Here is a 22,844-nt window from a genome sequence, read left to right on the forward strand (position 1 = left end):
TTAGATTTACCTTATAAAATGAACTTAAAATTAAGAATATAGTATTTTTTTACAATATATCAATTAAAACTTAAATATAATTGAATTCTATCAAATTTAGAACGAGGAAAATCATCGATTTTTGATAAAACTTCAATAGAATCTATTCCTTTATGAAGGTTTCTATATTCTATTACTGCCCTTGCCAATTCATAATTGAAATAAGGCAGTTCTGAAAGTTCTAAAATACCGATGGTATTGATATTCTTTTTATCGAAATTAGGCGGAATTTTATTTAAATATTTTAAAAGCTCTTTTCGAGTAACGTCGGGCAAGCCATAAATATCTTTCAGCTGAATTAAACTTCTATAACCACCTATAAGTTCCCTGTACTTTACTATTCGGTTGGAAAGTACTTGTCCTACTCCTTTTACTTTTTGAAGTTCCTGAGCAGTAGTAAGATTAAGATCAAGCTTTAAAATAGGGGCTTGTTTTATCGAATTTGAAGTTTGAGCAGTAGACACCCAATCGGGAAATTTAAAATGAGGAGATAATTTTACAAAAAGAGAATCTGATATTTTGGTGATTTCCTGAAATTCTTCAGCAGAATTTATCCATTTTCCAGAAGAACGGAAATCTAATAACCGATCGATCTCCTTTACAGACATTCCCAGCCGATAGGCTTTATAATCGGTAAGATAATTAGGATTGAAGGGATAAATAGTATCTTTTTTACTATTCTTCTGCTTTAAACTATCTAAGCTATGCTGAAATTGGGTGATTTCAGTACTTGTTTTTTCTGAAACCTTTTCTTCAGCACTAAAAAAAGGATATTTAAAATAAAGAATCTGAAGAATTATAATAAGAATGACTAAAACAAAAATCCCATTCCGTTCACTTTTATTGAAAACGAAATGGGATTTCCAGTATTTCATACTTATATGTTTAGACTACACTGTTATTGCATAGTGGTCTTTGGCTTACCATCTTTAGTAAATAACTCTCCTGCTTTTAATTTTCTAAAGTATTCTCTAAGATCTTCTCTAACTTCACCACTCATTATATAAAGACCAATAATATTAGGGAAAGACATTGATAAGATCATCATATCAGAGAAATCCAATACGGCACCAAGACTTATAGAAGCTCCTATCACAACAAACACTAAAAAGAAGATTTTATAGATCAATTCAGTTCTTGTACTCTTCCCAAAAAGGAAAGTCCATGCACGCATTCCGTAGTACGACCACGAAATCATGGTAGAAAATGCAAATAAGAACACCGCTACAGAAAGTACATAAGGGAACCAGTCGATCACACTTGCAAAAGCATCTGATGTTAACTGCGTACCACCTACTCCTTCAACTTCGTGCATACCGGTAAAGATAAGCACCAAAGCAGTTAAGGTACAAACTACAACTGTATCTATAAAAGGCTCCAATAATGCAACAAAACCTTCAGAAGGTGGGTTATTTGTTTTTACCACACTGTGGGCGATTGCTGCAGAACCTACACCGGCTTCGTTAGAGAATGCCGCTCTCTGGAATCCAACAATCAACACTCCAATAACTCCTCCTTTAAGAGCAGAAGGGCTAAATGCACCATCCCAGATGGCAGTAAATGCCGGACCAATATTTTCAATATTAATACCAATAACTACAAACGCTCCAATAATATAAACGGCCGCCATTATCGGAACAATCTTACCGGTAACTTTAGCAATACTATTGATACCACCTATAATCACAACACCTACAAGGACAGCTAAGATAATACCGAACCAAAATCCGTTTCCTGCCAACATTGGAAATTGACCAGACAAAATCTCGAAAGACTGGTTGGCCTGAAACATGTTTCCCCCTCCAAAAGAAGCTCCAACACCTAAAACAGCAAAGAAACCTGCAAGAAAACGACCAAAACTTTTCATGTTACGTTTTTCCAGACCGTAACGTAAATAATTCATAGGGCCTCCAAATACTCGTCCTTCAGAGTTAATATGTCTATATTTTACCCCAAGTGTACATTCAACAAACTTAGAGGACATTCCCAATAAACCAGCAATAATCATCCAGAAAGTTGCTCCCGCACCACCAAGAGAAACGGCTACAGCTACCCCGGCAATATTTCCTAAACCAACAGTTGCAGAAACTGCAGTAGCTAAGGCCTGGAAATGGGTAATAGTACCCGGTGCATCCGGGTCATCATATTTTCCGCTGGCAAGTTCAAAAGAATGCTTAAATCCTCTAATATTAATAAAGCCCATTCTTATGGTAAAGAAAGTTGCTCCAAAAACCAGCCATATTACGATGAAAGGTATTGGGTGCGACTGTGGGTCTCCATTAGGATGGGTAAGTATAACCGGCTCATCATACTCTATTTGAGCCAGATAATGTGCCCCTGTTTCAATTAAATCTTCAGTATTTTGATAATCATAAATACTACCTCCTTCTTTTACCAGATACTTTAAAGTACCAGAAGCACTTGTATAAACGGGTACATCCCCGCTTTTGGTAGAACTTACTATAGCTATCTGATCTCCTTTATCCACATGAGAACCTTCTGCTATAAGCCATTCCTTAAGTACAAATTTATCCTGAACGTCTGCACTCCAGCCCGGAGTCTCTACATTTTTCACGTCAGCATAAACAATAGGATCATAAATACCTAATGCGGCAAAAGGGTCCCAAAAAAGAACAGCTGTTAATCCTTCAACAGCTGGCGTAAACGTTCCATTAAATTTTTCAGTAATTGCTTCGGCCTTCACCTTAGCTTCTACCGTAGTTGTATTTCCATTACTATCCTGAACGACCACCGTATAAGGAACTCCTTCAGTAAGACCTTCAGCTTTAGAAGAACTAAGTGGGGTGTCTTTATTAGACCATTTATAAGTGTAAGGTGGGGTTCCTCCGGTTACTTCAACGTCTATAAATCCGTCGTTAATTTGATTTGTGGGGTTTCCGACTTTTGTTTTTACTTCCAGCTCCTGCGCCTGAAGTAATGCCACAGGAAGTAGCAATAACATTGAAAGTAAGTACTTTCTCATATACAGATTAGTGTTTAATTTAGATTTGTTTTTTCCGCTCAGCAAGATGCTAAAAAAATAGGCTAATTCAAATTTTATGTCGTTAAAATGTCAAGGTTTTGTTAATGAAACTTAATAAAAATATCAATTACCCCCCCTAATTTTCTAAAAGAATCATTCTAAAGATCAAATACCGAAGTCCTTTTAGTATATACCAGATCTTTAAGCTTTAGCCAAAAGGCCAGGGTAAGATAAACCGCAAAACCTATCCCGAAAGTGAAAAATGTAACATAAATAAAAAACAGCCTCACACTCTTGGCACGCATCCCAATTTTATCGGCAAGGCGCGAAGAAACGTAAAAACCATTACGCTCCAGATAGTATCTTAAATTGTAAAAATTTTTTCTCACGCACCAAATATAACTAATATTTCCCTTTTATAAACTTTGCGCCTAAAGCGCATGTTAAGCATTTATTCTCGTCGCAATACATTCTTTTCAATTGAAGGAGTGCCTGAGAATGCATGGCATTGTTAAACAATTTGGGTTTTAATTGCTGAAAATGCTGAATAACAGTATTCTTCTCAGGACTCAGCTCAGCAATTAGATCTAGATAATACTCATTTTCATTTAAGCTTCTTTTCGCAAAAGCGTACTGCATAGGAACAACCGTATTAATAATCACCAGATCAATGAATGATCTAGTAAGCTTCTTTTGCCTTGGATGATGAGAACTACTGAAGTTATAATGGGTTTTCCAGAATTTAGGCACCTCTATTTTAAAAATTTTATAAATGTCGGCTTTGGTCTGCGCTTTGGCAAGTATACCGAATAATGCAGAAGACTTTGCAAAAACTGCCGCTAATTGTACTAATCGGATGGTAGGAAAATTATCCGGGCGTAACCTGAAGAAAACCGGGCGCAATTGTATGGGAGAGCCTATTTTAAATTTATTCTGAAGATATTTATATTCATTTTTTAACGCCTTAAAATAATTATCCTCAACATCTTTTTCCAGCAGCCCGGCGTGTCCCAGCAAAACAGCCTCTAACTGAAATTGAGATTTTGAAAGCTTACGGATTACTTCAAAATCGATAGTGCTTGCCAGATTTAAAAAAGCGTCACCATTTTTGTTTAAGCCAAAGTTTTTAGCCAGTAATTTAAATAACACCGACTCCCAATCGTTTTTACTTTGCTTCAATAAATCAAAGATCAGTTGTGTTTTCCCTTCAAGACGCTCTATGTATAATCTGGTTAACCAGCTTTCTATATCAAATTCATTAAAATCTGGAAAGAATTTTTCACAATTAATCCAATTGTGATCCTTTTCAAGTAATTGTAGATAATTTTGTTGAACTTCGGGTTGTATTTTTTCTTTTAAAACAAGGGAAGGAATAATAGATTCGTCTTTTCTAAAAATATCAAGATCGTGCTCGTAAACGACATGTAAAATTACACTATCATAATTGGTATCGGTTTGATGTGTATGGGAATACCAGTCTGAAGACTTTAAATGAATTTCTACATTCCCAGCCCATAATTGATCACCTATTTTTAATTTTGCAGCAAAGAAATCGGGGCCACTTTGATCATTAAGAGTGCCGGGATGATAAATTTCGAGCAGTTCTCCGCTAACTGTTTTTAACTGCGCTTTTTCAAACTTTTGAAATTGCCATATATAATGTAAAAATTCTTCCCTCACTTGCTAAAGTTAAGAAAGAATTACTTAATATATTTAAAATCAATTTTATAAAAACATACATTAGTTTTCCTGAGGTAATTTTTCCACAACGTTTAATATAAAATCTTCTACCCAGTAGCGATACATTAATCCACTAGGATGTAACTCATCTGCAGCAATAAGATCTGGATTATCAGCTGCCCTTCTAGAGATTGGGGTGATATTATAGAAATCTACATTATATTCTTGCGCCACACGCTTAAAAACTGCATTAAAAGCATCGATATCCCGCCCAATTTCATCCTGATTGGCCGAACCAAAAGGCGTCACACCGTAATCTGGGATACTAACAGCAAAAACACCGGCTTCCATCTTTTTAGAATGGTTAATAGCTTTTCGAAAGATTTCCCGTAGCTCTTCTTCATATTCTGTAATGGGCTTGTTTTGATACTGGTTATTAACTCCAATTAAAATGGAAACGAGATCAAAATCGCGCTGCACATTTAATTCTGAATTTATTCCCGCTATTAGATCGGCCGTAGTCCAACCGGTTCTTGCAATAATTTTGGGAGCGGCCATCGCATAGCCACGCTCCCGTAATGCTTCGGTAAGCTGTACCGGCCAACGCTCAGATTCTTCTACACTTTCTCCAATAGTATATGAGTCACCAAGCGCCAGGTAGCTATATTTAGGTGCATTCGAGTCTTCAGAACCTGATTCTTTATTATTATTTTGGGTGGCTTTGGAAGAACTGCATCCGGTAACAATGAATGCAGCAACAATTAAATATGGTAAGAACTTTATCATGTATTTTATATTTTAAAAGTAGATATGTCTAAAATTGAATTTAAATAATCTGGAAAATTCACCTCGTCATTTGACAAAAATAATCGGAATTTCGCATCTTTTACTATCATAAGTTAAGATCTTTACTTCCTTCATTTATGCCGAAAAATTAATCTGCTTCCCTGAATTTCGGATTAATAAAAATCTCATTATTACGTAAACGCTTCATGTAATTCCTTAGATCTCCACGAATTTCAGAAGACATTACATAAAGCCCTATAATATTAGGGAAAGACATTGCTAAGATCATCATATCTGAAAAACTGAGCACTGCACCTAAACTTACAGAAGCTCCTACAACCACAAATAAAAGAAACATGATTTTATAAATAAGTTCAGATTTTTTACTTCGTCCAAAAAGATAAGTCCACGAGCGCATCCCATAATAAGACCAGGACACCATTGTAGAAAAAGCAAATAGAAAAACAGCAAAAGCAAGAACGGCAGGAAACCAGGAAATCACGCTTCCAAAAGCATCGGCAGTAAGCTCTACACCGCCCATCCCATCAACTTCATGCATTCCGGTAAAAATAAGCACTAAAGCCGTCATGGTACAAACCACCATCGTATCGATAAAAGGTTCTACCAAGGATGTAAAACCATCTGCAATAGGATTTTTAGTTTTAGAAGCACTGTGTGCAATCGCAGCCGATCCTACGCCGGCTTCACTAGAGAATGCGGCCCGCTGTAATCCTACAATTAATACTCCTATAAAACCACCTTTCATGGCACTGGCTGAAAAAGCACCATCAAAAATCGCATGAAACGCATTCCCAATATTTTCGATATTGGTCCCAATCACCACAAAACATCCTAAAATATAAACAGCAGCCATAAACGGTACTACTTTACCGGTTACTTTAGCGATACTATTTATCCCACCAATGATGACGATACCTACTAAAACCGCAAAACCTATCCCAAACCAAAATCCATTTCCCTCTAAAAACGGAAGCTGATCTGAAACAATTTTAAACGCCTGGTTAGACTGAATCATATTCCCGCCACCAAAAGAAGCTCCAACGCCTAAAACGGCAAATACAATCGCCAGTACTTTACCAGCACCTTTCATATTTCTTTTTTCCAAGCCGTAACGAAGGTAATTCATTGGGCCACCAAAAATTCGGCCTTCCTTATTAATATGACGGTATTTTACACCAAGTGTACACTCTACAAATTTTAAAGACATTGCAAAAAAACCGGCAATAAACATCCAAAAGGTAGCGCCTGCGCCTCCTAAAGAAATGGCTACCGCCACACCGGCAATATTCCCCAAACCAACAGTTGCTGAAACTGCAGTGGTCATGGCCTGAAAATGGGTTATTCTACCCGGCGCATCTGGATTATCGTATTTCCCTTTTGCTAAATCTATAGAATGTTTAAATCCTCTTACATTTACAAACCCAAGACGAAGCGTAAAAAAGATACTTCCCAAAATAAGCCAAATTACAATAAACGGGATTGCGTTTTTACGAACATCCCCATTGGGATACAACACAGGCTGCGGATCATCATAAATGATATTGGCTACCTGATGCGCATTTTGCTCGATCACATCTTCTTTATCTTCAGGATCAAAAATAGCTGCTCCTTTTTTAACCGTATGTTCTAAAGTTCCACCGGCTGGCGCATAAACGGGAATTTGCTTCTCCTTCCCTTTTTGTACGATAGCTATTTTATCATCTTTTTCAATTTTTTCGCCTTCTCCTATTAACCATTTTTGAAGGGTATATTTTTGCTCGGTTTTAGCATCAAAATCAGGAATCAAAATTGGTCGCTCCTCGGTATACACCACAGGATCATAAAGGCCTAAAGGTTCAAACGGATCCCAAAATAAAATTCCTTCTAAAAAATCTACCGCCGGTTGGGCGCGGCTATTTACCTTTTCGGTTATAGATGTAGCTTTTATTTTAAAAGTCTTTTTTACCTCTTCACCATTAGCATCGGTAACGGTTACCTGATGCGTTAAACCTTCTACAAAACCTGTAGCTTTTTTAGCATCTAAAGGTGTTTCCTTTTGACTCCATTTATATTGATACGGTGGCTTTCCTCCGTTTACCTTCACTATGGCTTCTGCATCATTAATTTCCTGAGAAGGATTGTTAGTTGCCACTGAAACCTGAAAATCAGTTTCGTTTTGTGCTAATAATGAAGTGAAAAAGCATTGAATTACTATAAAACAAACAATGTAATTTCTTCGCATAAATAAATTAGATTAAATTTTATTTCAGCTATAATTTTAGCTGAATAATTCGCTAAATATGAATGTTTTAGGATGTAAACCGGTTTTCTATAAAAAATCGTGTTGTTTCATCCAGTCGTCGTTAAACATTTTACCAACGTATCTACTGCCATGATCGTGAAATAAAACAACCACAACATCGTCTTTAGTAAAATGTTCTTTTAACTGCAAAAGGCCTTTGGCGGCGGCCCCGGCAGAATTTCCTAAAAAGAAACCTTCTTCCCTGGCCAGCTTACGGGTGTAGATGGCCGCATCTTTATCGGTTACTTTGGTAAACCCATCGATCACACTAAAATCTACATTTTTAGGAATAATATCCTCCCCGATCCCTTCGGTAACATAAGGATAAATTTCATTCTCATCAAATTCGCCGGTTTCATGATATTTTTTGAATACCGAACCGTACGTATCGATTCCCCATACTTTAATGTTAGGATTTTGCTCTTTCAGGTATTTTCCTACGCCAGAAATAGTTCCGCCAGTACCAACACCAACTACAAAATGGGTGATTTTCCCGTCGGTTTGTTTCCAGATTTCCGGGCCGGTACTTTCGTAATGCGCTTTAGAATTGGCCAAATTATCGTATTGATTAACGTACCACGAATTTGGTGTTTCTTTAGCCATTCTTTTCGCTACCGAATAATAACTTTGTGGATCGTCTGGAGCTACATTGGTTGGGCAAACGACCACTTCACTACCTACAGCTCTTAGAATATCCATTTTCTCCTTACTTTGCTTGTCTGACATGACACAGACCATTTTATAGCCTTTTACGATCGCAGCAAGTGCAAGTCCCATACCGGTATTACCGCTGGTTCCTTCAATAATGGTTCCGCCCGGTTTTAGTAATCCATTGGCTTCCGCTTCCTCTACCATTTTTAAAGCCATGCGATCTTTAACCGAGTTACCAGGGTTAAAAGTTTCGTATTTAGCAAGGACAAGAGCTTCTATTTCTGCTGTGAGTTTGTTCATTTTCACCAAAGGGGTATTCCCAATGGTTTCCAGGATATTCTCGGCGTAGGTCATGTATTTTTTTTGAAATCACAATTTAGGGAATCCAAAACGATAATTCTGTTTAAGAAAAATTAAAACTTAGGATGAAATTTTAGTAATTTTTTAGATTTGAAATTTTGAAAATCGATATACTTTTGCGCAAAAAAATCATGAGGAGCTTTATTGCACAACAGTTAATATTTCTGGTGATCACCACTTTATTATTTAATGTTTCCTGCCAGCATGACCAGAGAGAAAAAACAGAAGATTCTCAAAGCGAATGGCAAGAGAAGGGGCCGAAAGAAAAATGGGAATATACCGGCACTTATCAAGTTACTTTACCATGTAAAGATTGTAAGGGAATCATTGTTAATCTGGAATTAAAACCAGATGGCTCTTATAAAATTGCACAAAATTATAATGAAAATGACAGTATTGCCGGTGAAATTAAAACTGAAATTGGCCAATACCAATGGAATGAGAATGATTCTTTAATTATTTTAAATAATCAGAAATTTGTTTTTTTAGATAAAGTATTATCCTGGAAAAATCCAGCAGTGGCACGCATAGAAAAAGACAGTATTAAAACTTACACCTTCCAAAAGTTATAGAACGCATCGACTGATTTCTTTCTTTATATTCTGAAATTCAAAAAAGGAATCCATCCGAAGAAAACAACACGCAGTTTTATATAAATGTCTTACAAAACTTCATCATCCTGACAACTGAAATTCGATAACTTTTACTCGAATTTTATCGATTTCACCGGAGATATTTTAGAAATAATCATCGAAGGGATAAGTAGCATGAGCATACATAAAATAAGCGTCCCCAAGTTCACTGCTAAAATATAGTCCCAATGTATAAAAATTGGCACTTCACTTACGTAGTACGTTTCTGGATCTAAAGGAATCAACTTAAAATACTTCTGAATAAAAAGTATTCCCAATCCAATCACATTCCCCCAAAATAAACCAAGTAAAATCAGGTAACCGGCATTATATAAAAACATCTTTCTAATCGACCAATCCTGGGTTCCCAATGCCTTAAAGATCCCGATCATTTGTGTGCGCTCTAAAATAAGAACCAATAAAGCGGTGATCATATTTATCCCGGCAACCAAAATCATGATCCCGATAATAAGGCCGATATTAAAATCGAAAAGAGAAAGCCATTCAAAAATATTATAGTATTTCTGTCCAATATGCTGTGCATCTAAAAATGATCCGGTATTAAGATACACCTCTTTCCATTTTTCATCTAACTGATCAAAATCGTCGATAAAAACTTCAAAATTACCCACTTCATCATCTTTCCAGCCATTTAATTTTTGGATATGCCGTAAATCGGCAATTAAATACAGCTCGTCAAAATCCTGAAAGCCCGAATCGTAAATTCCAACAATTTTGAATCCGCGTACAAAAGGTCTTTCCCGGCCTTCCCTAAGAAAATAAGTAGGTGCACGATCACCAACTTTTAGATGAAGCCTGTTAGCAAGATACCTGGAAATTAAAACCTCATCGTTAAGATTCGATGAATAATCGGGTAATTTCCCTTCAACTAAAAAATCTTTGAAAAAAGACCAATCATAATCACTCCCTACTCCTTTTACAATGACTCCTTCAAAATCATCTGTAGTTCTAATGATACCCGCCTTGGTGGCTGTCCCCTGCACGTGGGTTATCCCAGCAACCGATTTAAATTCAGGGTAAAAATCCTGATCTTTAGAAACCGGCTGTAGCGTCACTTCACTACTATTATTATCGTAATTGGTGATAATAATATGCCCGTTAAAAGCAGCAATCTTATCCCTAATCTTTTCTTGTAATCCCAAACCTGTCGCAAAAGATACCAGCATCATCACTACCCCAATTGCTATTGCCGTAATCGCAATTTTTATAATAGGCGAGGAAATACTACTTTTATCTTTATTGGCGTTTATTAAACGCTTAACTACAAATAACTCGAAATTCAAGATTTACAATTATATGATTAACCGGTTCTTCAAAAGTACATTTTTATTCAGTCTTATCGCAATTCTTTCTTGCGGAAACATAGAAGCCGATAAAAATAAAACACAGCCATCTTCATCAAAAAATAAGGACGAACTCACTTCTTCCAAAGAAATTATAGGCGATATTGTGGTTGGTGCTAATCGAACAGATTTATATATGCCTATGCTTCACGGTAAAAAAGTTGGTATCGTAGGAAATCAATCTTCTTTGATCCTAAATAAAAATAAAGAATCTGTTCATCTGGTCGATTCGCTTTTAGCACTCAACGTAGCGATAAAAAAAGTTTTTGCTCCTGAGCATGGTTTTCGAGGGAAAGCCGATGCCGGCGAAAAAGTTGAAGATGGTAAAGATCCAAAAACAGGATTACCGGTAATTTCGCTCTACGGAAATAATAAAAAGCCAAAACCAGAACAACTAAAAGATATCGATGTACTGATTTTTGACCTTCAGGATGTAGGAGCTCGTTTTTACACCTACATTTCGTCGCTACACTATGTGATGGAAGCTTGTGCTGAAAATAACATTAAACTTTTGGTTTTTGATCGTCCAAACCCTAACGGTCATTATATAGACGGGCCTATTCTGGAAAAAAAACATCATAGTTTTGTAGGGATGCATCCTATCCCCGTTGTACATGGACTAACCATGGGGGAATATGCAAAAATGATTAATGGAGAAAATTGGCTAAAAAACGGGATTAATTGTGATCTAGAAGTAATTAGAATGAGTAATTACAACCATCAAAAAAAATACAGTTTACCGGTAAAACCTTCTCCTAATTTACCCAATGATCAATCTATAAATCTATATCCAAGTCTTTGTTTTTTTGAAGGAACTAATGTAAACGCCGGCCGTGGTACCCATAAACAATTTCAGGTTTTTGGGTCGCCTTTTTTAGATGCTAAAGAGTTTTCATATACCTACACGCCAACATCAATGGATGGCGCAAAAAACCCTAAATACTTAGGCAAAGAATGTTTTGGGGAAGATCTTAGCCATAGCGAGCATTTAGAGAAAATTAATTTAAAATGGCTTATCAAAGCGTATAATCACACTAAAAATAAGGCTGATTTTTTCAATAGTTTTTTCACAAAACTTGCCGGTACACAGCAACTTCAACAACAAATCGAAAATGGGGTAAGCGAAAAAGAGATAAGGGAAAGCTGGCAAGCGGGACTTCAGGAATTTAAAAATAAAAGAGAAAAATACCTGCTCTATCAATAAAAAGAAAAACTATGGAAAATGAATGGTTACAAAGATGGGAAGATCGTTTTCAAAAAGAGGAATACGCCTACGGAATTGAACCAAATAAGTTTCTAGCACAGCAACTTAACCACTTTAAACCGGGAAAAATACTTTTTGGGGCTGAAGGTGAAGGAAGAAACGCCGTTTATGCAGCTAAAGAGGGCTGGAATGTTTCAGCTTTCGACATTAGTACTGAAGGTAAAAATAAGGCCTTAAAATTGGCAAAATCAAATCAAGTTCATATTGATTATAGGGTTGGTCGTCTCCCCGATTTAAAGTTTAAACCTAACCACTTTGATGTTATAGCATTAATCTACGCTCATTTTCCTGCCGAAATTCGTAAAAAATTCCATTCAATATTAAGCACTCTTCTTAAACCAGGTGGTCGTATTATTTTTGAAGCTTTTGGAGAACATCATTTAAAATATCGCAAGGAAAATCCTAATGTTGGTGGCCCTAAGGATCAGGCTTCTTTATTTTCTAAAAAAGAAATACAGCAGGATTTTAACGATTTTAAAGTGATTCTTTTAGAAGAAAAGCCTGTAGCGCTTCAAGAAGGTTTATATCACAATGGCACCGGATCTGTACTTCGTTTTATCGCCGAAAAGTTATAGTTCAAAATTATCGAATTTAAACTTTTATTCGGCGTTTCATTTCTTCTACAATATGATAAGCGGCAGGACAAATCGCGGTATTCTTAATGGTAAGATTCGATATTTTATGAAAGTCTTTTCTATCGGTATGTGGATATTCCCGGCAGGCTTTAGGTCGCACATCGTAGATTAAACAATAATTATCATGACTTAAAAAAGTACAGGGAACGTTTTGCAGGACGTAGTCTTTATCTTCATCTATTCGAAGATATTGATCGATAAATTGCTGTGGTTTCAGTTTTAAAAATTTGCTAATTCGCTCTATATCTTTATTGGTAAAAAGCGGCCCCGTAGTTTTACAGCAATTTGCACAGTCCAAACAACTGGTTCTGGCAAACTCCTCCTCATGCAATTGCTGCATTTTAACGTCTAAATCTTTTGGTGGTCGTTTCTTTAGCTTAGAAAAAAACTTTTTATTTTCCTTCTGCTTATCTTTGGCCTTTCCCGGCAGCTCTTTTAAAATTTCCTGCATGCCGCAAAGATAATAAGATTATGAAGGAAAAAGATATCTTCGGAATGGCAATGAAGGCCTATTATTTCAAAAAAGATAAAACTCCGATTATAGTACACTCGCCAGATTTTGATGACGACGAGATAGCGATTAAATACCTTTTCAGGAATTTTTCTGAAATGCCCAAAACCGAACAGCAGGCTTTAAAACTTGCCTACGGAGATGTTCTTGATGTAGGCTGTGGCGCCGGAAGCCATACCCTTTATCTTCAGCAAAAAAATATTAAGGTAAAAGCTATTGATACTTCTGAAGGAGCGATAGATATTGCCAAAGAACGTGGTGTACTAGATGCTGAAGTAAAAGATTTTTATGCTGAAAGTGGCAAATATGATACCTTATTATTCTTGATGAACGGCACCGGAATTATTGGTAATCTTATTAACACCGATAACTTTCTAAACATTTGTAAAGAAGTTTTAAAACCTGACGGACAGATTTTAATCGATTCTTCAGATCTTAGTTTTCTGGAAGATGATGAAGAACCAAATGATGACTTAAATCGTAAATATATAGGAGAGATTGATTTTTGTATTAGCTATAAAGGAGAAAAATCTGATTATTTCCCATGGCTTTATATGGATTTTGATTTGCTTAAATTAGCAGCACAAAAGAATGATTTTAATTGCGAATTAATAGTCGAAGGAGAGCATTACGATTATTTAGCAAAACTTACTATTAAAAATGATTAAATTTGAACACTATATTATATAATCAATGAAGAAGTTTTACAAGTATTTTTATACACTTTGCTTATTTGTAGCCATCACCTCTTGTTCTAGTGATGGTAATGGAATTGATGATCCTAGTGATGACGAACCAGTAATCGATAAATCATTAAATAGAAAAGGACTTGGCGACTCTGCCCACGATTTATTAAGTGATGATGCCTATACCTCGATGAACATCGAAGTGCTATACGTAAGTGGATATCAGCCTACCGTTGCTGCTATGGATAATTTTAAGGAATTTCTGGAAGAACGATCCTATAAACCAGATGGTATTTCTATTAGCTACCGCGAAGTAGAATCTTCTGGACTGGCTCCTTTTGAGATTCAGGAAATCGCAGATATCGAAGACGATAAGCGCAGCACCTTTAACGTGGGAGACGAAATTAGCATCTATATTTATTTTGCTGACGGCAGCAATGAAGATGACACCGATGAACGTTACGTTTTAGGATCGGCTTATCGCAATACGTCTATGGTTATTTATGGAAAAACCATAGAGAAGTTTGCAGCCAGAGTAAATGCGCCGAGCAAAAGTGTTATAGAAACCGCGGTCTTAAATCATGAATTTGGGCATTTATTTGGTTTAGTTAACGTGGGTACCGAGCTTCAAAGCGATCATGAAGATGCAGAATCTGATGGACATTGTACCGAAGAAAACTGTTTAATGCGGGCTTCACTAGAATTTGGCTCGGGAATCATCGATCAGATTCGGGGCACACCACCAGTATTAGGCCCAAAATGTATTGCTGATCTTCAAGCCAACGGCGGAAAATAATATTCTAATTTTGCAAATATAAAAACAGCCTTTTTGAAAATTCAAAAAGGCTGTTTTTATATTTTATGATATAGTTATAAGTTACTTGAAACTTTGTCGTTTTTTAGCTAAAGTAATTACTGACACAACTAAAAAGCCTATAGCCACACCACTCATTAAACCATTTGACACGTCTGATATTTTTTCAGCATGTTTTAAAATATTTGCTATGGCGATTAATAACACACCAAGTACTATTAAAATTTTAGCGTTCTTTTTTATTAAGTTAATTCTTTTATTCATCTTGATTTAATTTGCGACTTCACTTATAAATTTAATACGATACAACCGAAGCTCTTCATCATCATAGTCCCCATCAAACTCTTCAAGAGCAGCTTCAATTTTATCGGTTTCAGCATCAAGAAAATAATCGTATAATTCTTCTTGCTGATCTTCATCTAAAATATCTTCAAGATAGTAATCGATATTCAGCTTCGTTCCGCTATATACAATAGCTTCCATTTCTTTAATAAATTCAGGCATTTCCATACCTTTTGCTGAAGCAATATCGTCTAGAGGTAATTTTCTATCCACACTTTGGATAATAAATAATTTTAAGCCACTATTTGCTCCGGTCGTTTTCACAACCAAATCATCTGGCCTAATAATTTCGTTATCCTCTACATATCTTGCAATAAGATTTACAAACTCTTTACCATATTTTTTAGCTTTTCCTTCGCCAACACCATGAATATTCCCAAGTTCTTTTAGATCCACGGGATATTTTAATGCCATATCGTCTATAGAAGGATCCTGAAATACTACAAAAGGAGGAACACCATTTTTCTTGGCCACCTTTTTTCGTAGTTCCTTAAGCATACTTACCAACTTATCATCGACTCCAGATGAAGCTTTGGAAGTTACCGCTGCATTATCAGTATTTTCGTCAAAAACATGATCATGAGTCATCATAAATGACTCTGGATGTTGCAAAAACTCTTCTCCTTTTGGCGTTAATTTTATCACGCCATAGGTTTCGATATCCTTTTTTAAATAACCAGCCACAAGGGCCTGCCGGGTTAAAGCCATCCAAAAACTTTCGTCCTTGTCTTTTCCTTTTCCAAAAAGCGGATTGGCATCGGTTTTATGGGATAAAATTAAAGCGTTACTTTTTCCCATAAGGGTTTTCACAACCTCTTTAGATTTGTATAACTCCTTTGTATCTTTAACTACCTTTATAAGAAGTTCTAATTCCTCTTTTGCTTCGTGCTGCTTTTTAGGATTTCGAACATTATCATCCATCGAAGCTCCGTCACCACTATTCTCGTCGAATTCTTCCCCAAAATAATGAAGAATAAATTTTCGTCGAGACATCGAAGTTTCTGCATAAGCTACAACTTCCTGAAGTAACGCATGGCCAACCTCCTGCTCTGCAACAGGCTTACCACTCATAAACTTCTCTAACTTTTCGATGTCTTTATATGCATAAAATGCAAGGCAATGCCCTTCTCCGCCATCACGACCGGCTCTACCCGTTTCCTGATAATAACTTTCTATACTTTTTGGAATATCATGATGAATTACAAAACGTACATCGGGTTTATCGATTCCCATTCCAAAAGCAATGGTTGCTACTACAACATCTACTTCTTCCATCAGGAACATATCCTGATGTTTCGATCTTGTTTTGGCATCTAAACCGGCATGATAAGGAATAGCATTTATTCCATTAACCTGGAGCGTTTGCGCAAGCTCTTCAACTTTCTTTCGGCTAAGGCAATAAATAATTCCGCTTTTACCATTATTCTGTTTTACAAAACGAATAATATCGGCATCCACATTTTTTGTTTTTGGCCTTACCTCGTAATATAAATTAGGTCGGTTAAAACTTGCTTTAAACGTTTTAGCTTTTGGTATCCCCAGATTCTTAAGAATATCTTCCTGCACCTTTGGAGTGGCAGTAGCTGTTAAGGCAATGATTGGGATATTTTCTCCAATACGTTTAATAATATGCCTTAAATTTCGATATTCTGGTCTAAAATCATGTCCCCACTCGCTAATACAGTGCGCTTCGTCTATCGCCAAAAAAGATATTTTTTGCTCTTTTAGAAAATCAACATAATCTTCTTTGGTAAGCGACTCTGGCGCTACATATAGAAGTTTGGTTACACCATTGATAATATCCTCTTTTACCTGTTTTACTTCGGTCTTGTTAAGCGAAGAATTTAAAACGTGGGCAACGCCATATTCCGGAGAAATTCCTCGAATGGCATCTACCTGATTTTTCATTAAGGCGATTAGGGGCGATACTACAATTGCTGTTCCTTCTTCGATCAATGCAGGTAACTGGTAGCATAGGGACTTACCTCCTCCTGTTGGCATTATTACAAAAGTATCGTTCTTATTTACGATACTGGCCACAACATCCTCCTGAAGACCTTTAAACTGGCTAAAGCCAAAATATTTCTTCAGTTGTTTATGTAAATCAATTTCAGTCAAACTCATTCAATTGTGTTACAATTTTACATACATTTGCACATCTAAATATACATATTTCTTTAGTATCTGCAATCCTTAATTATTTCAAAATTTGAAACTTCAGCAAAAAATTTTAAATGTCGCCAAAGAAACTGTAAAAATTGAAGCTAAAGCGATTGCAAATTTAGAACATCTTATTGATAATGAATTTGTAGAAGCTGTAGAAAATATTTACAATTCTAAGGGAAGGGTAATTGTTACGGGGATAGGAAAAAGTGCTGTTATTGCAAGTAAAATTGTTGCTACTTTAAATTCTACCGGAACACCTGCCATATTTATGCATGCCGCAGATGCCATACACGGTGATCTTGGTATTATTCAAAAAGACGATATCGTTATATGCATTAGCAAAAGTGGGAATAGTCCAGAAATTAAGGTCTTAGTGCCCTTTATCAAGGATTTTCATAATACCCTTATCGCGATCACTGCTAACAGTGATTCGTCTTTAGGAAAATCGGCAGATTTCATCTTAAATTCTTATGTAGAAAAAGAAGCCTGCCCTAACAATCTAGCCCCTACAACCAGCACCACGGCACAGTTGGTTATTGGTGATGCTTTGGCTATTTGTTTGTTAGAGTTAAAAGGATTTTCCCGTGAAGATTTTGCGAAATATCATCCCGGAGGCAGTCTTGGAAAAAAACTATATTTGCGCGTTAAGGATATCGCACAGCAAAATATGAAACCAAGTGTTTCTCCAGAAACCACTGTTACCGATGCCATTATGGTTATTTCTGAAAATATGCTGGGAGTAACTGCCGTTTTGGAAAACGATAAAATTGTTGGTATTATAACCGATGGCGATATTCGTAGAATGCTAAAAAACAATGAAGAATTTAAGAATCTTACTGCTAAGGATATTATGAGTACCTCCCCTAAAAGTATCGATGAAGAAGCTTTGGCTACCCAGGCGCTTGATCTTTTAGAGGAAAATAAAATATCTCAGTTGTTGGCTACCAAAGACGGAAAGTATAGTGGTGTGGTTCATATTCATAATTTAATAAGAGAAGGAATTTTATAATGAAAAAAATAGGCCAGCCCCAGGAAGAACAGGAAATGTCTTTTTTAGATCATCTTGAAGAATTAAGATGGCATTTAATACGATCTGTTCTTGCCGTAGTCATTGCTGCAACCGTGGCTTTTTTTCTTAAAGGGTTTATTTTTGATGTTCTTCTTTTTGGCCCAAGTAAAGGTGATTTCTGGTCGTATAGTATGCTTTGCAAATTATCTGAAATGGTGGGCATTGATGGTGGCTTTTGCTTTGAGGAATTACCATTTACGATACAAAGTAGAACCATGGGTGGGCAGTTTTCTGCTCATATATGGACATCTATAACCGCTGGTTTTATTATCGCTTTCCCTTTTGTGATCTACGAATTCTGGAAGTTTGTAGCACCGGCAATGCATGAAAATGAACGTAAACACGCTAAAGGTTTTATTTTTGTAACCTCATTTTTATTCTTTTTAGGTGTTCTTTTTGGGTACTATGTAGTTACTCCTCTCTCTATCAACTTCCTTGGGAAATATCAGGTTAGTGAGGTAGTATTAAACGAATTCGACTTAAGTAGTTATATAAGTCTGGTAAGAGCTTCGGTTATTGCAACCGGACTTATCTTTGAGCTCCCTATTCTTATTTATTTCCTTACAAAAGTGGGCGTGGTAACACCTCAGTTTTTAAAAACTTATAGAAAATACGCACTGGTAATTGTTCTTATAGTTTCTGCGGTTATAACTCCTCCAGATATTGTAAGTCAGATTATCGTTGCTGTTCCAGTACTTATTCTTTACGAGGTAAGTATTATTATTTCTAAGATCATTTATAAAAGAGAAATTACAGATAAAAAATAAGCTATGATCAATCAGGTTGACGAATTCAATTCGTATCGCCAAAAAATGAACGATAAAATTCTTGGAGAGAATAATAAAGTTCTAAAACGTATTTTTAATTTAGACACCAATGCTTTTTCTGAAGGAGCTTTAGATAAAAAAACTAAAGAACTTTTAGGTCTTGTAGCCTCGCTAGTATTACGATGTGACGACTGTGTGAAATACCATTTAGAAAGCAGTTTTAATGAAGGGTTAAAGCGTGAAGAAGTTATGGAAACCTTAAGTATTGGAACCTTAATAGGAGGTACTATTGTAATCCCACATTTAAGAAGAGCTTTTGAATACTGGGAATCTTTGGAAGAAGCAAATACCGAAAAATAAATCGGTATAATTTATGTTTATACTGAATTAAACCTGCAGCATGAAATTAAGAGCCGACAATCTTGTAAAACAGTACAAAGGAAGAAAAGTAGTAAAAGGAATTTCCCTTGAAGTAAATCAGGGGGAAATCGTAGGTCTTTTGGGACCAAACGGAGCCGGAAAAACAACTTCTTTTTATATGATTGTCGGACTTATAAAACCAAACAGTGGTAGTATTGTTCTTGATAAGGAAAATATCACTAATTTCCCCATGTACAAAAGGGCGCAGCATGGTATTGGATACCTGGCTCAGGAAGCCTCTGTTTTTAGAAAATTGAGCATCGAAGATAATATCATGAGTGTCTTACAGCTTACTAAGCTTTCTAAAAAAGAGCGCCACATGAAAATGGAATCCCTAATTGAAGAATTTGGATTAAATCATATTCGTACTAACCGCGGTGATCTTTTAAGTGGTGGGGAACGTCGCCGTACAGAGATTGCCCGTGCTTTGGCAACCGACCCTAAATTTATTCTTTTAGACGAACCATTTGCGGGTGTAGATCCTGTTGCGGTGGAAGATATTCAACGTATTGTAGCGCAGTTAAAAAATAAGAATATTGGGATTTTAATTACAGATCACAATGTTCAGGAAACTTTAGCGATAACAGATCGCACCTATTTAATGTTTGAAGGAAGTATCCTTAAACATGGTATCCCAGAAGAACTTGCAGAAGATCAAATGGTTCGAAAAGTTTATCTAGGACAAAATTTCGAACTTAGAAAGAAGAAACTTTTTCAATAGACCACTAGCTGAAATTGTATCATTTCAACATCATTTTTTATTTCCGAAGAAAACCGATAACAACACATAACTCAGTATAATCATAGGTACCGCTAAAAACTGAAAAAGCACAATTAAAACCACACAAAGGATTAGGAAAATATACCTTATTTCATTTCCTTTAAAACCCCAGTTTTTAAATTTTAGAGCAAACAACGGTAATTCTGCATTAAGAATAATCACACTAATAATCGTTAGTGCAAATAAAAACCATTCATTTAAGATAATCCCTGTTGCAAAACTATTAGGCTGAAAAGTTAAGATTAATGGTAAGGATAGGACCAATAATGCATTTGCTGGTGTTGGCAGGCCAATAAAAGAATCGGTTTGGCGATCATCTACATTAAATTTTGCCAATCGAAAAGCTGAACCTAAAATGATTAACAACCCAAAAAGAGCTAAAGGATTAAAAGTAAATTCCAACCAGTTAGTATCTGCTGTCCATTGCTCTAATCCATCTTCTCCCGGCAACGCCATAGTTAATAACTGAAACATTACGATACCCGGCACTACACCGCTAGTCACCACGTCTGCAAGCGAATCTAATTGTAAACCAACATCACTTTTTACATTTAAAGCCCTCGCAGCCAACCCATCAAAAAAGTCAAAAAATATTCCTAGCGCTACAAAAAAAGCTGCGGCGATCAAATTACCCTGAACGGCAAAAATTACTGCAAGACTACCACTAAATAAATTACAAAGCGTGATAAGGTTAGGAATATGTTTTTTCATTGATTGGTTAATTTCAGTGCAACTAAAATAGGTATTTACACCTCAATGTCTAATAAAATTTCCTTAAAACCTTTTTTCGCACCTTAGTTTATTATTTTTGAGGTCTGAAAGCAAAAGCGATTTTACGGCACTGAAATCAGCTTTATTAAAATGCGTTCAGCCGAGAAAATAAACCTTTATGAAAAACTTTTTTTTAGCCATTTTAAGCGGACTTTTACTTGCTTTTGGTTGGCCTGTAAATGGATTTCCGCTTTTACTATTTTTAGGTTTTGTGCCTTTACTCGTTGCCGAATTTAATATTCGAAACTCTAACGCAAAATTTATAAAATGGAAAATTTTTGGCGTTTCATATTTGGCATTTTTCGTTTGGAATCTACTTACTACTTATTGGATTTATTTTTCAACGCCTTTTGGCGGTGCCTTCGCCATTTTGGCCAATTCACTGCTCATGTCTGTGGTATTTCTTATTTACCATATTGTAGCTAAACGGACTGGTTTTAAAGCTTCTGCCAGTTTTTTTATAAGTTTTTGGATCGTTTTTGAAAAAATTCATCTTGGATGGGATTTTTCATGGCCCTGGCTAAACTTAGGAAATGGATTTTCTGCTTATACTAATTGGATTCAGTGGTACGAATTCACCGGTACTTTTGGTGGCACTTTATGGATATTGCTCGTAAACTTTATCATATTCAAAGCAATTCTCTCTTATTCTGAATTCAAGGAAAATGGAATTTTATTTCGCGCAGCCCTAAAATCGGTTTTACTTATGGGTTTACCCATCCTTGCATCATATCTTATTCTGTGGAATTATGAAATGCCTAAAAACCATATAAATGCTTTAATCTTACAGCCAAATATTAATCCCTACACCGAAAAATATAACACCAACGACACTAAAATAGGTGAATTATTACTGAATATGAGTCGGGAAAGCATAACCGATTCAACTTCTATTGTGTTAGCCCCCGAAACTGTGTTTGCTGACGGAACCATATTGCCAAGATTCGATAATTCTGAAGCTGCTTTTTTTGGAAGACAAATTGCTTCGCTTCAACCCAATTTAAGCTTTTTAGGTGGTGTTTCTTTATACGAGCGATTTTCAGATCCCTCTAAAGTTGGTCCGCAATCCAATCTATTACGAGAAAACGATTGGTTTAACGATTACAATTCGGCATTTCTAATCAATAATTTTTCAGAAAACCAGATCTATCACAAATCAAAATTAGTAGTAGGTGTAGAAAATTTTCCTTATCAGGGCCTCCTAAAACCAATATTAGGTGATATCATGATCGATTTGGGTGGAACTGTAGCTATGAAAACCACACAGCCAGACCGCGAGGTTTTTACTTTAAAAGATCGCGTGAAGACCGCTCCTATTATTTGTTATGAATCTATTTATGGCGAATATGTTACGGGTTATGCGAAAAACGGTGCTCAATTTTTAAGTATTATTACCAATGATGCCTGGTGGGGCGATACTGCAGGACACCGGCAACATGCCAGTTACGCCAAATTGAGAGCCATAGAAACCCGAAGAGCTGTTGCCAGAAGTGCGAACACCGGAATTTCAGAAATTATTGATCCTGTTGGAAATGTCACACAGCAGTTAGGATATGCAAAACAGGGCACGCTAACTGGAGAAGTTATCCTAAACGATAAAATAACCTTCTATGCAAAACATGGTGATTATATCGCCAGAATTTCGAAATTTTTGGCTTTATTTATATTTTTATTTGCTATTGTAGGTTTTAAGCGCAGTAAACATTTTCAGTAGAAAGGTTTAAGAAAAACCTGCGAATTACAAATTTCATCCCTGTATAAGTTCTATCTAGAATTTGAGAGGAAAAGATCTATTTCTATTCGTCTGCTTTCTCTGTTTTG

At 36.0% G+C, this 22,844-nt stretch carries 22 protein-coding genes; 10 read left to right on the forward strand and 12 right to left on the reverse strand.

The window, feature by feature from the left end; genetic code table 11:
- Positions 1–59 precede the first annotated feature (59 nt).
- The 7 genes from L1967_RS12610 to L1967_RS12640 form a co-directional block, all read right to left on the reverse strand.
- Positions 60–914, reverse strand: a complete 855-nt coding sequence (locus L1967_RS12610; protein WP_249601915.1) for a ComEA family DNA-binding protein — start codon at positions 912–914, stop codon at positions 60–62.
- A gap of 23 nt (positions 915–937) precedes the next feature.
- A complete protein-coding gene (locus L1967_RS12615; RefSeq protein WP_249601916.1) occupies positions 938–3,022 on the reverse strand; it encodes an amino acid carrier protein in 2,085 nt (694 codons plus the stop codon).
- Positions 3,023–3,180: 158 nt separating this feature from the next.
- Positions 3,181–3,411: a PspC domain-containing protein gene (locus tag L1967_RS12620; protein WP_249601917.1), complete on the reverse strand. Its 231-nt coding sequence runs from the start codon at positions 3,409–3,411 to the stop codon at positions 3,181–3,183.
- 13 nt (positions 3,412–3,424) lie between these two features.
- The gene (locus L1967_RS12625) at positions 3,425–4,702 is read right to left on the reverse strand and encodes a DUF2851 family protein (protein WP_249601918.1); all 1,278 of its coding nucleotides are present in this window, start codon (positions 4,700–4,702) and stop codon (positions 3,425–3,427) included.
- 60 nt (positions 4,703–4,762) lie between these two features.
- Positions 4,763–5,488, reverse strand: a complete 726-nt coding sequence (locus L1967_RS12630; RefSeq protein WP_249601919.1) for an SGNH/GDSL hydrolase family protein — start codon at positions 5,486–5,488, stop codon at positions 4,763–4,765.
- Between the two features lie 148 nt (positions 5,489–5,636).
- Positions 5,637–7,730 (reverse strand): amino acid carrier protein, encoded by a 2,094-nt coding sequence (locus L1967_RS12635; protein ID WP_249601920.1) that lies wholly within the window; start codon positions 7,728–7,730, stop codon positions 5,637–5,639.
- 87 nt (positions 7,731–7,817) lie between these two features.
- Entirely contained in the window at positions 7,818–8,795 is a 978-nt protein-coding gene (locus tag L1967_RS12640) for a PLP-dependent cysteine synthase family protein (protein ID WP_249601921.1), read from the reverse strand.
- Positions 8,796–8,899: 104 nt separating this feature from the next.
- On the opposite strand from L1967_RS12640, the gene L1967_RS12645 reads away from it, so the two are divergent.
- Positions 8,900–9,373: a copper resistance protein NlpE N-terminal domain-containing protein gene (locus L1967_RS12645; RefSeq protein WP_249601922.1), complete on the forward strand. Its 474-nt coding sequence runs from the start codon at positions 8,900–8,902 to the stop codon at positions 9,371–9,373.
- 131 nt (positions 9,374–9,504) lie between these two features.
- Here the strand turns inward: L1967_RS12645 and L1967_RS12650 are convergent, their stop codons facing one another.
- Positions 9,505–10,737: an ABC transporter permease gene (locus tag L1967_RS12650; protein ID WP_249601923.1), complete on the reverse strand. Its 1,233-nt coding sequence runs from the start codon at positions 10,735–10,737 to the stop codon at positions 9,505–9,507.
- A 13-nt stretch (positions 10,738–10,750) separates the two neighbouring features.
- On the opposite strand from L1967_RS12650, the gene L1967_RS12655 reads away from it, so the two are divergent.
- Both L1967_RS12655 and L1967_RS12660 read left to right on the forward strand, forming a co-directional pair.
- Positions 10,751–12,001, forward strand: coding sequence for an exo-beta-N-acetylmuramidase NamZ family protein (locus L1967_RS12655; protein ID WP_249601924.1), 1,251 nt, complete (start codon positions 10,751–10,753; stop codon positions 11,999–12,001).
- A gap of 11 nt (positions 12,002–12,012) precedes the next feature.
- A complete protein-coding gene (locus L1967_RS12660) occupies positions 12,013–12,636 on the forward strand; it encodes a class I SAM-dependent methyltransferase (protein WP_249601925.1) in 624 nt (207 codons plus the stop codon).
- Positions 12,637–12,652: 16 nt separating this feature from the next.
- Here L1967_RS12660 and L1967_RS12665 read toward each other — a convergent pair whose 3' ends face one another.
- On the reverse strand, positions 12,653–13,147 hold the full coding sequence (locus L1967_RS12665) for a YkgJ family cysteine cluster protein (protein WP_249601926.1): 495 nt from the start codon (positions 13,145–13,147) through the stop codon (positions 12,653–12,655).
- 20 nt (positions 13,148–13,167) lie between these two features.
- On the opposite strand from L1967_RS12665, the gene L1967_RS12670 reads away from it, so the two are divergent.
- Together L1967_RS12670 and L1967_RS12675 are read left to right on the forward strand one after the other, a co-directional pair.
- On the forward strand, positions 13,168–13,875 hold the full coding sequence (locus L1967_RS12670) for a class I SAM-dependent methyltransferase (protein ID WP_249601927.1): 708 nt from the start codon (positions 13,168–13,170) through the stop codon (positions 13,873–13,875).
- A 25-nt stretch (positions 13,876–13,900) separates the two neighbouring features.
- Positions 13,901–14,689 (forward strand): zinc metalloprotease, encoded by a 789-nt coding sequence (locus L1967_RS12675; protein WP_249601928.1) that lies wholly within the window; start codon positions 13,901–13,903, stop codon positions 14,687–14,689.
- A gap of 81 nt (positions 14,690–14,770) precedes the next feature.
- On the opposite strand, the gene L1967_RS12680 is transcribed toward L1967_RS12675, so the two are convergent.
- Together L1967_RS12680 and recQ are read right to left on the reverse strand one after the other, a co-directional pair.
- Positions 14,771–14,971: a hypothetical protein gene (locus L1967_RS12680; protein ID WP_249601929.1), complete on the reverse strand. Its 201-nt coding sequence runs from the start codon at positions 14,969–14,971 to the stop codon at positions 14,771–14,773.
- Between the two features lie 6 nt (positions 14,972–14,977).
- The gene (gene recQ / locus L1967_RS12685; RefSeq protein ID WP_249601930.1) at positions 14,978–17,173 is read right to left on the reverse strand and encodes a DNA helicase RecQ; all 2,196 of its coding nucleotides are present in this window, start codon (positions 17,171–17,173) and stop codon (positions 14,978–14,980) included.
- 85 nt (positions 17,174–17,258) lie between these two features.
- Between recQ and L1967_RS12690 the strand changes: the two genes are divergently transcribed.
- The 4 genes from L1967_RS12690 to lptB are packed head-to-tail and all read left to right on the forward strand — an operon-like array spanning position 17,259 to position 20,192.
- Positions 17,259–18,224, forward strand: coding sequence for a KpsF/GutQ family sugar-phosphate isomerase (locus L1967_RS12690; RefSeq protein ID WP_249601931.1), 966 nt, complete (start codon positions 17,259–17,261; stop codon positions 18,222–18,224).
- Complete coding sequence (tatC, locus tag L1967_RS12695) at positions 18,224–19,051, forward strand: twin-arginine translocase subunit TatC (RefSeq protein ID WP_249601932.1); 828 nt, start codon at positions 18,224–18,226, stop codon at positions 19,049–19,051. Before L1967_RS12690 ends, tatC begins: the two co-directional genes overlap by 1 nt.
- Before the next feature lie 3 nt (positions 19,052–19,054).
- Positions 19,055–19,411 carry a carboxymuconolactone decarboxylase family protein gene (locus L1967_RS12700; RefSeq protein ID WP_249601933.1) on the forward strand — a complete coding sequence of 119 codons (357 nt, stop codon included), beginning with the start codon at positions 19,055–19,057 and terminating at the stop codon, positions 19,409–19,411.
- 40 nt (positions 19,412–19,451) lie between these two features.
- The gene (gene lptB / locus L1967_RS12705) at positions 19,452–20,192 is read left to right on the forward strand and encodes an LPS export ABC transporter ATP-binding protein (RefSeq protein WP_249601934.1); all 741 of its coding nucleotides are present in this window, start codon (positions 19,452–19,454) and stop codon (positions 20,190–20,192) included.
- 30 nt (positions 20,193–20,222) lie between these two features.
- Here the strand turns inward: lptB and L1967_RS12710 are convergent, their stop codons facing one another.
- On the reverse strand, positions 20,223–20,963 hold the full coding sequence (locus tag L1967_RS12710) for a CDP-alcohol phosphatidyltransferase family protein (RefSeq protein WP_249601935.1): 741 nt from the start codon (positions 20,961–20,963) through the stop codon (positions 20,223–20,225).
- A gap of 178 nt (positions 20,964–21,141) precedes the next feature.
- Here L1967_RS12710 and lnt point away from each other — a divergent pair, with 178 nt between their 5' ends.
- Positions 21,142–22,737 (forward strand): apolipoprotein N-acyltransferase, encoded by a 1,596-nt coding sequence (lnt, locus tag L1967_RS12715; protein WP_249601936.1) that lies wholly within the window; start codon positions 21,142–21,144, stop codon positions 22,735–22,737.
- Positions 22,738–22,844 lie beyond the last annotated feature (107 nt).

Origin of the sequence: Zunongwangia pacifica, from assembly GCF_023499215.1 — a bacterium.
Lineage (GTDB): Bacteria > Bacteroidota > Bacteroidia > Flavobacteriales > Flavobacteriaceae > Zunongwangia > Zunongwangia pacifica.